Consider the following 15,114-nt stretch of genomic DNA (forward strand, 5'->3'; position numbering starts at 1 on the left):
GACTGCCCAACCGTCGCTCGCCGGGCGGAGCCCGGGCCTGGGGATGCGGTCCCTGCGGCTCGGGCGGTTCCCCGGTCCGACCGGGACTGCGATCCCGAGACGCCGGGAACCCTTTTGGCGCACACTTCGGGTATGACCACCACCGCGACGAGCCGACGGGGCCTTGTCGGCCTGCTCGCGGGCTTCGTGGTCGCCGAGGTCGCGGTCGCCGTCGGCTATCTGCTGGCGATCGGCTGGGGTTGGCACGAGCTGGTCGATTCGTTCATGGTGACCAACGGTCTGATGGCGCTGACTTTCGGTCTGTGCGGCGCCGTCATCGCCTGGCATCGGCCGTCCAACCCGATCGGCTGGCTGTTCCTCGCGGACGGGATCGGTCACGCGACGACGCCGCTGGCCGGTGCGCTCGCGCAGTACCTTGCCGACAGCGGGGCCTCAATCGCGGCTCAGCGGGTGTTCGTCACGATCTCGATCGCGGCCTGGCCGTGGTCGATCGGGCTCTTCCTGCCGTTGGCGTTGTTGCTGTTCCCGACCGGGCGTCTGTTGTCGCCGCGGTGGCGTTGGGCGGCGATCGGGATCATCGCCACCGCGCCGCTCTTCGTCGTGGAGATGGTCGGCAGTGGTGATCCGATCTCGCCTGATCTTCCGCGTGGTTACCTGGCGATTCCGTCGTACGACTCGCTGCAACCGCTCTGGACGGTGACCGAGCTCCGCAACCTCGCCGCGATCCTGCTGGCGGTTGTTTGCCTGATGATCCGGTATCGGCGCGCGGATGAAACGGGCCGACGGCAACTCCTGTGGTTGCTGCTGGCATCGGTGATCGCGATCCTGTTCGTCACACCGTGGGCCTTCGTTGCCGGTACGCCGATCCTTGTGTTGCTGGCGATTCCGCTGATACCGATCGCGGTGGCAGTGGCGATCGTTCGCTACCAGCTGCTCGATATCCGGTTGGTGATCTCTCGGGCACTGACCTGGGGGTTGCTGTCGCTGGTTGCCATTGGCATCTATGCCGTGCTGGCGGCGTTGCTCGACTCACTCATCGCGTCGCAGGTCGGGCGGTCGGCGGCGGTGACGGTCTTGGTCGCGTTGATCATCGCGCCGGTTCTGCCCCGTTTGCAGCAGCTCGTCGATCGGGCGCTGTACGGCGATCGGCACGACCCGGCGCGGGTGGCTTCGCGGGTCGGCGAGCAGTTGTCGGCCGGGCTGCCCGGTGTCGTCGCTGCGATCCGGTCCGCACTGCGGTTGCCGTACGCCGCGCTGACGGTCGACGGCGAGGTAATCGCGATGGACGGCAGTCCGGGTGATGTTGTGGCGGTCGACCTTTCGTACGGCGGGGAGGTGGTCGGGTCGCTCGACGTCGGTGTCCGCTCGGGCGAGTCCAACTTGTCCTCGGCAGACCGCGACGTCCTCGCACTGGTCGCCGTGCCCCTAGCTGTCGCCGTGCACGCGACCCGCTTGTCCGCCGAACTTCAGTCGTCACGCGAGAAACTCATCTCAGCCCGCGAAGAGGAACGCCGCCGCATCCGCCGCGACCTCCACGACGGCCTAGGCCCAACCCTCACCGGCATAGCCTTCTCAGCCGACGCAGTCGCCAACCTGATCACCCCCACCACCCAGCCGCCCACCCCCGCCGCCTCGCAGGATCCCGCCGCCGACACCTCGCGCGCCCCGACCTCCGACCCCTCGCCCACCCCCGGCTCCAGCACCTCGCGCGCTCCCGCCTCCGACACCTCCCGCTGCGCCGCATCCGGCGCCTCGCAGGCTGTCGAGCTTCTGGCGAGGTTGCGGGCGGACACGCGGACCGCGATCGGCGACATCCGTCGGCTCGTCGACGATCTGCGACCTCCCGCGTTGGATGAACTCGGCCTCGTCGGAGCATTGCGGCAACGGGCCGACCAGCTGTCGTTCCGCGCCGACGGCGCCACCATCCAAGTCGCCGTCTCCGCCAACGGCTTGCCGACGTTGCCCGCCGCGCTGGAAGTCGCGGCGTACCGCATCGCCACCGAGGCGCTCACGAACGTCGTACGCCACTCCCGTGCAACCTCCGCAGTACTCGCCCTGCGCTGCGGCAGCGACCTGGAGATCGAGGTCACCGACGACGGCCCACCGAACGGCGCCTGGCATCCCGGCGTCGGCCTGCAGGCGATGCGCGAACGCGCCGCCGAACTCGGCGGCAAATTCGAAGCCGGCCCCACCCCCCTCGGCGGACGAGTCTGCGCCCGCTTCCCTCTCGCCACGCTGGAGCCCCGATGAGCATCCGCGTGGTGCTCGCCGACGACCACCCCGTCGTCCGAGCCGGCCTCGCAGCACTCCTCACCTCTCTCCCAGGCATCGAAGTGGTCGGCGTCGCCTCGACCGGCCGCGAAGCAGTCCGCGAGGTCATCACCAGTCACCCAGACGTCGCCGTACTAGACCTCCAGATGCCCGACCTGGACGGCTTCGCTGCGACCCGCGAGCTGGCCCGCTCAGCCCCCGACACCGCAGTACTGGTCCTCACCATGTTCGAGGACGACGACTCGGTCTTCGCCGCGATGCGCGCCGGCGCCCGCGGCTACCTGGTCAAAGGCGCCGAACAAGAAGAGATCGCCAGAGCCATCCGCGCCGTCGCCGCCGGCGAAGCCATCTTCGGCCCCGGCGTCGCCCGCCGCGTCCTCACCTTCTTCTCCGCCCCACCACCCGCCGCCGACCCGTTCCCCGAACTCACCACCCGCGAACGCCAGATCCTCGACCTGATCGCCGCCGGCCTCTCCAACCCCGCCATCGCCGACCGCCTCGATCTCGCCTCCAAGACCGTCGCCAACAACGTCTCCACCATCTTCACCAAACTAGGCATAGCCGACCGCGCCACCGCGATCATCCAGGCCCGCAACGCCGGCCTCGGGACTACGGAAGAGCGTTGAGGTAGCGGTTGCCGATCGTTTTCAGGTGGGTGAGGAGTTCGGGTGGGCCGTCGACGTGGAAGTCGAGGCCGAGCATGCCGATGTAGACGGCGACGATTTCGAGCGAGTCGGCGCCGGTGACGAGGACGCAGGTGTTGTCGTCGATGGATTCGACGATGCCGACGGCAGCGTGGATGCGGGACAGGACCTCCTGGGCGGGGGCGTCGACGGTGATGCGGGCATGGACCTTCCAGCCGGTGGACGCGACGTCCCGGAGTACGAAGTCGGTGTAGTCGTCGCCCGGCATCGGGCGGGCCTGGTAGCGGCGACCTGTTGCCATCCGCAACGACATCCAGTCGACGCGGTAGGTACGCCACGCCCCGGCCTCATCCCGCGCGACGAGGTACCAGTAACGCTGCCAGCTCACCAGACGATAGGGCTCGACCAGGATCGGCAGGTCCTGTACGACGCCCGATCCGGCACCGCGCGCCGGGCTGCCGGGCGCGACGGCGTACTCGAAGCGGAGGTAGTGCTCGTCGCGGATGCAGGCGGCGATCGTCGCGAGTACGGCGGGATCGATCTCGGGATCCGCGACGTTGGAGCCGGTGTTGTCGGGACCCTTCTCCATCGCCTGGTGGATCGCGTTGACCTGGCGCTGGAGGCGGTGCGGGAGGACCTGCTCGAGCTTGGTCAGCGCCCGAGTGCTGCTCTCTGCCATGCCCATCACCCCGGCGCCGGTCCGCAGCCCGACCGCGACGGCGACCGCCTCCTCGTCGTCGAGGAGCAATGGCGGAAGCTTCGCGCCGACGCCGAGCTGGTAGTGACCGGACGGCCCGCGGGTCGCGTCGACCGGGTACCCGAGCTCGCGAAGCCGGTCGATGTCGTTGCGGATCGTCCGCGTCGTCACCTCGAGCCGCTCGGCCAGCTCCGTGCCGGTCCAGGCCGGCCTCGTCTGCAGGAGGGCGAGCAGGCTGAGAAGGCGCTGCGAAGTCTCGAGCAAATCAATCTCCCAATTAGGAATCTAATGTTCCTATACGGATTCTACGGTAAACCCATGAGCACAAACGAGAGCATCCAGTCCTTCACCGTCAACATCGACCAGGCCGACCTGGACGATCTGCAGGCCCGCCTCGCGCGGACCCGGCTGCCCGAGCCAGCTCCCGGCGACGACTGGGATCTCGGCACCCCGAACCACTACCTCCGCGAGATGGTCGACCACTGGCAGAACAAGTTCGACTGGCGCGAGCAGGAAGCGCGAATGAACGAGTTCCCGCACTACCTGACCGAGATCGACGGCCAGACGATCCACTTCATCCACGTGCCGTCAGCGGTCGAGGGCGCGACGCCGCTGCTCCTGCTGCACACCTACCCCGGCTCGTTCGTCGACTTCCTCGACATGATCGGCCCGCTGACCGACCCGGAGTCGTACGGCGGATCCGCCGAGGACGCCTTCTGCGTGGTCGTCCCGTCGATGCCGGGCTTCGCTTTCAGCACGCCGCTGGTCGATCGGGGCTGGACGATGGCGCGGGTGGCGCGGACGTACGACACGCTGATGCGGCGGCTCGGGTACGAGTCGTACGGCACGCACGGGTCCGACGGCGGCGCGATGATCTCGCGGGAGCTCGGCCTACTGAACCCGGAAGGTTTCCTCGGACTGCATGTGCTGCAGCTGTTCTCGTTCCCGTCGGGCGACCCGGCCGAGTTCGAGAAGTTCACGCCGGCCGACTACGCGGCGCTGGAGCACCTGAAGTGGTTCCAGTCGGTCGGCGGGTACAACGCGATCAACTCGACCCGCCCGCAGACCGTTGCCGTCGGCATCTCCGACTCGCCCGTCGGCCAGCTGGCCTGGAACGAACTCTTCAACAGCTTCGGCAACGGCACCAGCCTGGTCAGCCGCGACCAGATCCTGACCGAGGTCTCGCTGTACTGGTTCACCAACAGCTCGGCCGCGGCCGGCCGGTACCACTACGAAGAGGCGAACTCCGGCGTCGAGCCGCAGATCAACAACGCGCCGACCGGCGTTGTGGTCTTCGCGGACGACTTCAAGACCATCAGGCCGCTGGCGGAGCGCGACAACACCAACATCGTGCACTGGTCGAACTTCGAGAAGGGCGGCCACTACGCCAGCCTCGAGTGCCCGAACGACGTGACCGCCGACCTGCGGAAGTTCTTCCGCAGCCTGTGAGTTCACCGGGCCGGCTCGCTCTCGGGCGAGCCGGCCCGCTCAGGTTTGCAGCTCGATCTTGCCGATCACCTTCGGCCCGACGGTGTCGAGTACGAGGATGCCGTCCTGGTAGAAGTTGCTGACGTACATCCGCTGGCCGTCCGGACTGACGGCCAGCTCCACTGCTGCCCCCAGGTCGTCGGTGAGTGAACCCACGACCTGATGCTTGCCCAGATCAACGATCTGGACGACGTCGTCGGTGCCCTCGGTGCCGAGGATATAGAGCCGCTTGCCGTCCGAAGCGCCGATCCTCGCCCCGTCCGGCAACTCCTGCGGCACCGGCCGGGTCGACTCGACGTTCGTGTTGATCACCGCGTACGTCGATTGGCCGATCACGTACAACATGCCGTCGCGTCCCGGCGTGAGGTCGTGCGGCTGGGAATTCACCTTGATCGGGGTACGCGTCGGCTGACGGGTCTTCGTGTCGATCACTGCGACGGAGCTGACGCTGTCGGCGACGTACAGCCGCTCGCCCTTCTCGTCGACGGCGATGTCCGCCGGGTTCGGTCCGCTGGCCAACGGACCGCCGACCGTCTGCATCGTCTCGGTGTTCACCTCGGTGATCGTCTGGCTCTTCTTGCTGAGCGCGTAGACGCGATGGGCGGCAGCGCTCACCGTCAGCTCGGTCGGCTCGGGTGCGACGGCGATCGGCTGGCCGACCACCTTCCACGCGGCCACGTCGATGACCGAGATCGTGCTGGAGCCGGAGTTCGCGACGTACAGCATCTTCCCGTCCGGCGAGAGGGCGAGTCGGCTGGGCTGGGTTCCGACTCGGAGCGCGTCGCCGACCTGTTTGCGGGTCGTCGTACTCAGCCTCAGGATGCGTGCGTTGCCGATGTCGGCGGCGTACAGGAACTGGCTGTCGGGGCTGACCGCCAGACCGATCGCGATCGGGGATCTCGGAGCCGGCGGTACGACGGCGACCGCGACGCCACCGAGTACTGCGGGTGCGACCAACGTTGCCGCCATCAACCAGCGTCGTGTGGGCAGGTCGGTACCGGCCGGCCTGATGAGACCGACGAGGCCGAGCAGGAACCACACCGCGAACAAGACCACCGAACGTGCGGTGGGCCCTCCGGCCGGGTCGAAGAGCCCAATCCAGACAACGAATCCGCCGAGAACCCAGCCGGCGAAGAACGGCCGTCCGACGTTGAACAACGGACAGGCCAGCGCCAACTCGGCACCGAGGATGCCAAGGACCACCGGCGTCAGGCGACGGACGAGATCCGGCTGGAGAAGGTGCGGTCCGCTCCGAGAGGCATCGACCACCATCACGAGGACGACGATCGCCGCCGCAGCACCCAGCAACACAAGCCGGAGCTGAGGACGCGGCCGCCCAGGACGCCACCGGACGAAGGCCACGACACCCGCCGCCAACCAAGCGACATGCGCGGCCGCATCGAGGTAACCCGGAAGGCTGTGAAGCCCGCTCGGGATGAGATTCGTCAGCCGACTCGTCAGCAACAAAGCACTCACAAGCCCCGGCACCGACAGGCCGGCAACGAAGGAAGTCCCCGCCTCCCGGAGCCTCAACTGGGCAATCACTGCGACAGTCAGCACGGCCGCAACCACGATCGAGTACCACGAAGCTTGCAACACCGCGGACACGACCGCGAACCCGGCGGCCGCCACCGTCAACAGGAAGACCGGCCAGTCGATCGTGGGCAGCCGCACCCGATCCCGCCAACGCCGTACCGTCGCCGTCGCAGCACCACCGAAGGTCGGCGCGGGTGCAGGTCGTCGCACCCGGGGTATTGCCACCGGCCCCACCGTCGGACCGTCGAGGTACGCCTGCGCAGCGGCGGAAATTGCCCGGCTGTCGTCGTCCGTCAGCTCCTCGAGCTTGGCCCTGGCCGTCTGCCGAACATGCTCATTGCTTGCCTGAAGCAACTGCCCGAGTGGATTCAGCGCCGTCTGCCGGATCGCCGGCACCGGGCTCTCGAGTGTCGTCGCCAGGTACTCCGGCAACTGCCAGCCCGGATTGGATGCGATGACCGTCCGGCCCTCGATCTGCGCGACCTGCTGCGGCCGCTGGTTCGGCTGCTCCGCAACGACCGCCTCGTAGACGTAGCTGTACAACTCGTCGACAGTGATGTCACCGTCCGCATCGAGGTCGGCCGCGCCGGTGCGCAGACCTTCCACCAGATGCCTCGTGAAGACCGACTGCGGCGCCTCACCGTGGATCGTGCTGCCCTCGAACGCGTACTGGAGGGAGTCCGACGCGGTGAGCACCGTACGCCCCCGGCCGCCAAGCGCCTCCTTCGTGTGAACGGCCGTGTCCGCCTTCGCGAACTGCTGCACGGCGTATGCACCGCCGTAGCAGCAATCCAGGATCAGGATCTTCTGCCGCGAGGCGCTCTCATCCACCGCCTCATTCACGAATTGTGTCGGCAGGCCCGTGAACCGCGGGCTGTCGTGCTCGGTGTCCTTCATCGCGAGATACAGCCGGCCGTTCTCGTCTTTCAAACCGTGACCACTGAAGTAGAACAGTGTCAGGTCATCACGCTCGCTGGTGGCGTAGAACCGGGCGATCGCTCGGCCGACCCGACTCTCCGGCTCGTTGACCAGTACCTCGACCTCGAACCCGGCAATATCCGGATCCTCGAGGACTCGCGCGAGCGCTTCGGCATCCTGCGCCGGCGCGACCAGCCGCCGCATGGCAGTGTCCTCGTACTCGTACGTCGCCACCAGCAACGCCCGTCGACGCCCCACGACTCAGCTCGCTTCGTGCTTGCGCAGGAACGCCTCGATCAACCGTTCCTTCTCCTCGGTCGTCGCCGCGTCGACCTCGATCGAGTCCGCCCCGATCGTCAACGTCACGCGCTGCTGCGGGCTCCGCCGTACCAGCCAGTCCTTGAGAATCGTGACCAGCACCGACACCATCCCGCCGGCGCCACCCAACGCGATCGCAACCTGGCCGACGACGGCGGCGTCCCCTTTACTGCCTTCTGGCGCGACAGTTCGTACGCCGCGGGTGTCGAAGTCGCGCAACTCCCGCTGCAACTGCCGAATCCCCCGATCCGCGAATTCCGGATCGTCGTCGACCAACCCCACCTGCACCCAAACCCCCACAGAACCCTCCCAGGATCGCGACTCATGATCGCGGGTCGGGCCGTGGTTCCGCAACGTTCGGTAGCCATCTGCCGACGCAACGCAGAGAGCCCGGAGTGCTCACGCACTCCGGGCTCCTTTGGGCTCCACCCTTCTGGAGGGACGTCCGGGCAGAGCTTCCTCGTCGGGCTCGACCTCAGACCTGCCGGCGCTCCCGCCAGTCCCGCCGCAGCCCCCCGGATCCACAACGAACAACCGGCAGCCGAAGGCCACCCCGAATCCTGCACCGCCCCACCGCAATCCCCTCCCCCCGGGACCTGCAATCCTCACCGGCCCCGCCATCGACGCTACGCCCGCCGATTCCTCCGGACAACGCCCGAGCCGCCGTTCAAACGAGTGACTACCGAGGCCGATCGAGGAACTCCTCGAGCAACGCCGCCCGCTCGTCGGCCGTCGGCCGCTCCAACTCGATCGAGTCGTCCCCCAACGTCACCACGATCTTCCCCGGACTCTTCCGCCGCTGGATCCAGTCCCGCAGTACGGCGACCAACGTCGGCACCGCCCCACCCGCCCCCACCAACGCCACCGCGATCGCAATGGACCCATCGTCCTGAGCCAGCCCACCCGCTTCCTTCACATCCTGCGTAGGCAGCCCCTCCCCGGCCAACTCCTTCCGCAGCTGCTGAACCGCCTTCACACACCGCTTCGCATCCATCCCCGCATCCGCCACCACCCGAACCTCGACCCACCGCGGCTCACCCATCCACCACTCCCATCAGTTGCCCCAGGCCCCCTGTGGATAACTCCCCCACCCCACAATGCCCAACTCCTATCCTGCTGAAAACCCCACCGAAAGGCCCACCGATGCCTCCCAACAACCCCGAACCCACCTCCCTGATCACCCCCACCACCGCCGCCGAACTCCTCCCCCACATGCTCACCCGCTTCCGCCTCGGCTACCAAGACCCCTTGATCTTCGGCACCACCCAACCCGAAGCCGTCCTGATCCCCTACACCCTCTGGCACACCCTCAACCCTGTGGATAACTCAGGTCCCCATCAACTCTGAACTCCTATCCTGATGACGATGCTCCACGCACTGGAAGGACAACGATGGACTCCGAAGAAACGCCGTACCTCCTCCCCGATGGGGACCGCGTCTGGGTCATCAAGACGTCTACCGCCGCCGGGCTCCTCCCACAGATGCTCGAACGCTTCCGCGCCGACGAGCCCGAACCCCTCATCTTCGGCGACGCCGGCCAACCAGAGGCCGTAATCATCCCCTTCGACCTCTGGCGCCGCCTCGACGCTCTTGCCGCCGACGAAGAGGGCTTCGATCACGCCTATGACGAAGTCCGCCGTCGCCTGGCGGATCCACAGCCCTCGGTTCCGCTCGAAGAGGCCGCAGCCCAGATCGGCTGGGATCTCGACGAAGACATCGATGACTCCGACTTCAAGCCGCGATGACGAAGTACCGCCTGCTGCTGCGGACGGAAGTCGTGCAACAACTCGCGGCGCTGAGCCAGGCCGCAAAGACCCAAGGCCCTGGCGGCCTGCGCACCCGCGAGTTCCGCGGACTGCAGATCGGCCTGCGCGCGCTTGCTGACGGCCAGGAAGAGCAGTACGACGGCAAGCGCCTCTCCTATCACCGCCACGACCTCAGCGACTGCGCAGAGATCAAACTCGCGGTCGTCCCCGAGACACGCCACAACATCGAACTCGGCCCATCCCACCGACTCATCTACCGCGAGTTCGAGCCCGAAGATGGCGGCCCGCCCTACCGGCAGGTCGTCGCCTACGCCCACCGAGCCGCCGACCGCCCTTTTGAAGAGGCCGCATCCCGCCTCGGCCGTCAGTCAGGAGCACGTCTACGAGCCATCCGCCCATCACCCACACCGAACAGCCACCCGCCCAGCCCGCCGCCCCAATCCGCCAGCCCCTCCCACCGGACCTCCGCATAGCCCTGGCCGCAGCATCGAACGTTGCCCCTGCCTCCGGTGCCGTTCGATGCAACAGACCCACCCCGCAGCCTTGCGCTAACCCAGGTCGCGCCGACTCTCGCAGCCGGGAGCTCTAGCCCAACCGTTGCAGCAATCCCGCCCTCTGGGTCTCTGGTAGCACCCGGCTGGCGACTCGGATGCATCTCGGAGTCGAGATGCATACCGGCGGGTGTCAGCCGCGTCGGATGACTCTGAGCCAATCCGGCCGGCCGTCTTGCACTGATTCTCTTTGACCGTTGGCGCAGACTAGGCTCTCCACGCCGCTACGACCGAGGGAGCCTGCTGCGAGATGTCAGAGGTGTCGACACAACTGGAGCTGCTTTCGGGGGTCGCGCAGCTGGATCTGGTGGCGGCAGAGCTTCTCAGGCTCGATCCAAGCGGCGATCAGGTCGCAGCCGTGCTGCGCGATACGCTTGACCAGCTCCTCGACGGCCGACGCCGGGGACGTTGGAACTACTCTGCCCTCCATAAGACTGAGAAGACCTACATGGGCACGCTGGTCGAGATCAATCTCCACCGCGAGTTCGAGTTCGCCGACGGCGATGTAACTGATTACCGGATCGCAGGAATCGAGGTGGACTGCAAGTTTTCGCAGACCATCGGCGGCTGGGAGTTCGGCCCGGAGCTAGAGGGTCGTTTGGCGCTCGTGGTGTGGGCTAACGACCAGACGAGCGATTGGCGCGCCGGGCTCGTCCGCGCGACAGCGGATGTACTCCGAGAATCGAAGAACCGGGACGCTAAGCGGAAGCTGACTCGAGAGGGTGTCGGACGGATTCGGTGGCTCTGGGCGGACCATCCTGGCCTGGCTCCGAACCAACTGTTGCAGATGTCTGATGCACAGCGCGAACGGATCTTCTCAGCCCGCGCGCGCTCTGGCACTAGGCATGGGCAGGCACGGCTGCTCCAGCTGTGCCGGGAGCTTCAGGGCGTCGTCCTGCGGCGGACAACGATTGAGACAGTTGGGTGGGGACTTGACGATCCGTTGAAGCGAATGCGATCGAACGGTGGCGCCCGCGAGAAACTCCGCTCGGAAGGCCTGGTTGTCCTTGGCCACCAGGACAACGATCCAGCCGTCGCGTCATCACTCGGCCTGCCTGTGCCATCGAAAGGTCAGTTTGTCGTGTGCCGTGTCGTTACGTCGGAGAACTCAGTCGGCGCCGAAATCAACGGGTCCTGGTGGCGGCGCGCGACCGCGGCCGATCCTGTGGTACCGGCGCCAATTGTGCCGAGGTAGCGCAGACATCCGTCTTGAGGCATCGAGCATCAAGAGCTCCGATCTAGGCGACCTGAACGGCTCGAATATCGAGGTGATCGAACTCCCTAAGCTCGCCGAGAAGGCTGAGGTCCTCACGCCGCTTGGCTCGGCCTTGCAGATGGCATCTCGGGACCCTGACATCGAAGTTCTGGGCGCTCAGCCACCTCCCCGCAGATGTCCGTAAGACGCAAGGCGACGTCCGCAGAGTTGCCGTTGCCTGCGGTGCCACGATTCGGCCGCGCGCAGATCGGGTCAAATCAATCAGTCGCCCATGTAACGCCCGGTAACCATCCGCCGATGTAGCGACCGGGGGTTGCACATGTACAAGCGTCGATCATCACGGTGCGAAATCGATCTCCGGCCAACTGGCCCAACACCATATGCACCGGAGCGATCACATCACGGCAGGGAACGAGTTGCGTTCGGGGTGACCTGGTCGCGGCGACGATGTGCGTCGTCAATCTGCTTCGCGGTGCACCGTTTGATGGAGCTCGCGAAGGCTGCTTCGGACGGTGTTTTCGCTGCCATCTCGCCGGCTGGGCGTCCAGCAGTCCAGGAGCCACCGAAGACCCCAGTGACGCACGGTCGGCCTCTTCTATGGGCCAAGAGCGTCCTGCCGTTTGCTGTCAAGGACGGGACCCACATCGCTGTTCGTCCTGCTGCAGCGCTGATCCATCCGTGTGGAGGGGGCACGAGATGAGGTCGATCGATTGGGCATCATACGACCGTTGGAACGAGGCGGTTGCCGACACGATGTACCCCGAGGTCGACGACGCCGCGCCTGTCTACCTGGACCTTGAGGAGGATCTCCTCGCGACAGTCGCAATCCACGCGGGTTGGGGCGGTAAGCCCCGGGATGGTTTGTGCGCCGCCATTCGCACCGCAGTCATCGATGGGCGCAAGTTCACACTTGCGGGGCTAAATGAACGGCTGCGTCAGTGGCGCCGGAGTGAGACCGCTGACCCACCTCCGGTTCTGGCGTTCTTAGCCCTGACGGTGCAGGCGGCCGAGGACATGGGCCAGGATGACAGCATCAGCACGACGGCCTATTACCCCCGGCTCGCCATCCTGCTGGGAGTGCCCGCCGACGAGGTGCGCACCGTCTATATGCAATACGCCGAGCACTTCTGGCGCTGTCTAAACCAATGGCTCGACGACCTCGATGGCACGCGCGGGTTGCCTACTGCCTACGCGCTACAGCACCGTTTCGTCGGCCTCCCGATATCCCAGGCATTAGTTCGCCACGCCGATCGCCGGCACTTCCCGGAGTTCTTTGCGGAGTACGGTCTCGCCGCTGGGATGAGCATCGCGCCTGAAGCCCTCGTGCCCTACTTGCATGCGTGGTTCGAGGCAGAAAACTGTCCGATCTCGAAGAATTTGCGTCGGCTATGGCTCAAGGTTGCGGCCCAGGAGCGGATCGCGGCAGTCGCCGCGGTAGAGCTGGCCGAGTGGGACGGAACTCTCCCTGAGGCCCACGCCGGTCAGCCAAGGCCCGAGAAACTCCGTCTGATGACCCAGATGCGCAAGGGCTTCATGGACTCAACTCTTGATATCTCCGTCACGCTACGCCGCCCCGCTGACTCAGGCACGGAGAGCATGGAGATCGAGTCGACCACGGGAGGTTGGATCCCGCTGACGTTCCGCCCCGTTGTCGCCAGTCTGTGGCGCACGGGCGCCTCAGAGGGCCTGGACATCCGGTCAGTGCTTGAAGGTGTGGTCAACATCCGGGCCACTGGTGCACCGAGCATCATTCTCAAACGTCCGCCACGCACGATTGTCCCGCTGGTCTGGGACGACATGGTGAATGGATACGTCGAGCAAGAACGCCTGCAGCTCAACGTGCAGTGCATGCTCCTGGTGAAACGGGACGCCAACGGGAGGTGCATCGCAGACGAGGTTGTGGCATCCATCTCCACGTGTGCTCGACCGGGATTTGCCGTTCACGATCGGCTCGATGGACTGCCAGACGGCTGGGTCGCTATCGACTCAATCCAGCTTTTTGGCGCGCCAAGTGGCACCCGCTTCAATGAACTGGTGCCGCTAGCACGGGACCAGTTAACGATCGCTGGCGGCATGCGCATCCCGTCCCGTGTTCGCAAGTGGTCCTCGACCGCGCCTCCAGAGCTGCGCGCCGCAGTCCAGAGCCACGACATCGTGCGTATCAAACTCGTCGATAGCCACGAAGACACACTCGTACGCGAGTGGAACGGAAAAGGTGGTGCGCTGATTGTCCCGCTTCGCGACGAAGCGCTGCACGATGGGGACTATAGAGTCAGTTTGCTGCTCGGCGAGTCCTCGTCGCCGGCTCAGGAACTCAATCTACGGCTGCGATCCGCGGACACTCCCGACCCGGGCTGGCAGAACGTTCCACGGCTCACCTATCACCTGGCAAAGCCACTCGGAGTCATCACCGCCACCGAGCATCACGCCGACGACGACAGCATTCTCGTGGATGGTGCTACTGCGCAAGGCGATCGCACCGTGGAGATCGCGGCGGTAGCCCGTGAACTTGCGCTATGGCGGCCGACTACTCAAAGGACGCCAATCCGCTCACCGATTCAGGTCGGCGCTCCGGATCCCAAGTCGTGCGTTGTCACCGGTGCTCACTACCTGGAGTTCCCGGCCTATCTTGGCGGCAAACAACCGCGCTTCATCGAAGGCACTTGTCGGTACTGCGGCCTGGTCAAGCGGTCACCTGGGTGGGTGAAACCCAGCTGGAAGTCTGGAGGGAGCGCGGCTCAGACGTCGTCCACGCTGGCTCACGTATCGGTTGACGAGCTGCCACCGGTCGGTGACCAGCGGCAGATCCTCTGGGACAGCGCTCTGGACGCACTCATGCACCTCGGTGGCGGAACCGGCTCGAGCGCAACTGCGATCGCGGGCCAGATCGACGGCACAGCACTATTTACGAGCACCTTCCCCCATATCCTCGAAGCACTGGGGCATCTAGCTGTCGAGAGGAACATGAAGGGTGAGTGCCAGCGCTGGGAGATCTCGCCGACATGCCTGGCGGTTCTGCCGAGTGGGGCCGTGGAACTCGTCGGATATTGGCCACCAGAACTCGTGACAGTCGTGGCACATCGCGCCACAGCATTGGGAGGCACCTTCCGCAGCGAATGGCAACCGGATGGGCCCTCGCGGCGGATAGTGACTGGACTGAGCAGTGCCGCAATCGCGGAGCTGCCCACAGAGAACGTGCTGCTCGCTCCTGACGCTGGATCACGGATCCTCAAGACCCTACCGCCGCTCTCCGAGGTGGCTCGGGTCGTGCCGCGTGAACCTCGGCCAGGTTTCTCGCAGGCAGAGAAGTTCGATACGACGCGGGCCTCCTGGGTTCAGACGTCCGATGTGACGCCGCCGGGGGCATACCGCTTGCGTCGGGGGTTCGAGACCTTGTACGCCTTCGCCTCGGACGCGGATGCCGCGGAACGGCACGTCGCTCCAGCATCCGTGCACCTGGTCAAGCATCTGGCGGCCAACTCGGCAGGGACAGCGCTAGCACGGTACGAGCCAGACCAGCGCGACATGCTTGTTCCGCTCGGATGCGACCTGCCCGGCCTCTACGCCCGTGCACTAGTCCTCTGCAGTGGCGAGCAGCCCCGGCGGGCCAAAGTAAGAGTGGGCACGGCAACCATCTCTTGCCTGCGGTATCCCGAAATCGACCAGGAGACCGCAGATCTCCTGCTGACGCTGCTAACAACCTGAGGAG

Annotated in this window: 12 protein-coding genes; 8 read left to right on the top strand and 4 right to left on the bottom strand. The window is 66.2% G+C overall.

Annotated elements, in window-relative coordinates; genetic code table 11:
- Nucleotides 1-132: 132 nt before the first annotated feature.
- Nucleotides 133-2,250, top strand: a complete 2,118-nt coding sequence (locus tag ACFWUU_RS38730) for a histidine kinase (protein WP_380183412.1) — start codon at nt 133-135, stop codon at nt 2,248-2,250.
- A complete protein-coding gene (locus ACFWUU_RS38735; protein ID WP_380183414.1) occupies nt 2,247-2,897 on the top strand; it encodes a response regulator in 651 nt (216 codons plus the stop codon). The genes ACFWUU_RS38730 and ACFWUU_RS38735 overlap by 4 nt, the downstream gene beginning before the upstream one ends.
- Here the strand turns inward: ACFWUU_RS38735 and ACFWUU_RS38740 are convergent.
- Entirely contained in the window at nt 2,881-3,876 is a 996-nt protein-coding gene (locus ACFWUU_RS38740) for a helix-turn-helix transcriptional regulator (protein WP_380183415.1), read from the bottom strand. The two genes, ACFWUU_RS38735 and ACFWUU_RS38740, sit on opposite strands and share 17 nt — an antisense overlap.
- A gap of 54 nt (nt 3,877-3,930) precedes the next feature.
- Here ACFWUU_RS38740 and ACFWUU_RS38745 point away from each other — a divergent pair, with 54 nt between their 5' ends.
- Entirely contained in the window at nt 3,931-5,061 is a 1,131-nt protein-coding gene (locus ACFWUU_RS38745; RefSeq protein ID WP_380183416.1) for an epoxide hydrolase family protein, read from the top strand.
- A gap of 39 nt (nt 5,062-5,100) precedes the next feature.
- Here the strand turns inward: ACFWUU_RS38745 and ACFWUU_RS38750 are convergent, their stop codons facing one another.
- The 3 genes from ACFWUU_RS38750 to ACFWUU_RS38760 all read right to left on the bottom strand — a co-directional run bounded on the left by ACFWUU_RS38750 (nt 5,101) and on the right by ACFWUU_RS38760 (nt 8,914).
- The gene (locus tag ACFWUU_RS38750; RefSeq protein ID WP_380183418.1) at nt 5,101-7,812 is read right to left on the bottom strand and encodes a caspase family protein; all 2,712 of its coding nucleotides are present in this window, start codon (nt 7,810-7,812) and stop codon (nt 5,101-5,103) included.
- 3 nt (nt 7,813-7,815) lie between these two features.
- Nucleotides 7,816-8,172 (bottom strand): hypothetical protein, encoded by a 357-nt coding sequence (locus ACFWUU_RS38755; RefSeq protein WP_380183420.1) that lies wholly within the window; start codon nt 8,170-8,172, stop codon nt 7,816-7,818.
- Between the two features lie 379 nt (nt 8,173-8,551).
- The gene (locus ACFWUU_RS38760; protein ID WP_380183422.1) at nt 8,552-8,914 is read right to left on the bottom strand and encodes a hypothetical protein; all 363 of its coding nucleotides are present in this window, start codon (nt 8,912-8,914) and stop codon (nt 8,552-8,554) included.
- Nucleotides 8,915-9,015: 101 nt separating this feature from the next.
- Here ACFWUU_RS38760 and ACFWUU_RS38765 point away from each other — a divergent pair, with 101 nt between their 5' ends.
- The 5 genes from ACFWUU_RS38765 (at nt 9,016) to ACFWUU_RS38785 (ending at nt 15,110) form a co-directional block, all read left to right on the top strand.
- Nucleotides 9,016-9,219 (top strand): hypothetical protein, encoded by a 204-nt coding sequence (locus tag ACFWUU_RS38765; protein ID WP_380183424.1) that lies wholly within the window; start codon nt 9,016-9,018, stop codon nt 9,217-9,219.
- Nucleotides 9,220-9,263: 44 nt separating this feature from the next.
- The gene (locus ACFWUU_RS38770) at nt 9,264-9,617 is read left to right on the top strand and encodes a hypothetical protein (protein WP_380183426.1); all 354 of its coding nucleotides are present in this window, start codon (nt 9,264-9,266) and stop codon (nt 9,615-9,617) included.
- The gene (locus ACFWUU_RS38775; protein WP_380183428.1) at nt 9,614-10,111 is read left to right on the top strand and encodes a hypothetical protein; all 498 of its coding nucleotides are present in this window, start codon (nt 9,614-9,616) and stop codon (nt 10,109-10,111) included. The genes ACFWUU_RS38770 and ACFWUU_RS38775 overlap by 4 nt, the downstream gene beginning before the upstream one ends.
- A 328-nt stretch (nt 10,112-10,439) precedes the next feature.
- The gene (locus tag ACFWUU_RS38780) at nt 10,440-11,384 is read left to right on the top strand and encodes a NaeI family type II restriction endonuclease (RefSeq protein ID WP_380183430.1); all 945 of its coding nucleotides are present in this window, start codon (nt 10,440-10,442) and stop codon (nt 11,382-11,384) included.
- A 717-nt stretch (nt 11,385-12,101) separates the two neighbouring features.
- Nucleotides 12,102-15,110: a hypothetical protein gene (locus ACFWUU_RS38785; protein WP_380183432.1), complete on the top strand. Its 3,009-nt coding sequence runs from the start codon at nt 12,102-12,104 to the stop codon at nt 15,108-15,110.
- Nucleotides 15,111-15,114 lie beyond the last annotated feature (4 nt).

Source organism: Kribbella sp. NPDC058693 (assembly GCF_042715335.1).
GTDB classification, from domain to species: Bacteria; Actinomycetota; Actinomycetes; order Propionibacteriales; family Kribbellaceae; genus Kribbella; species Kribbella jiaozuonensis.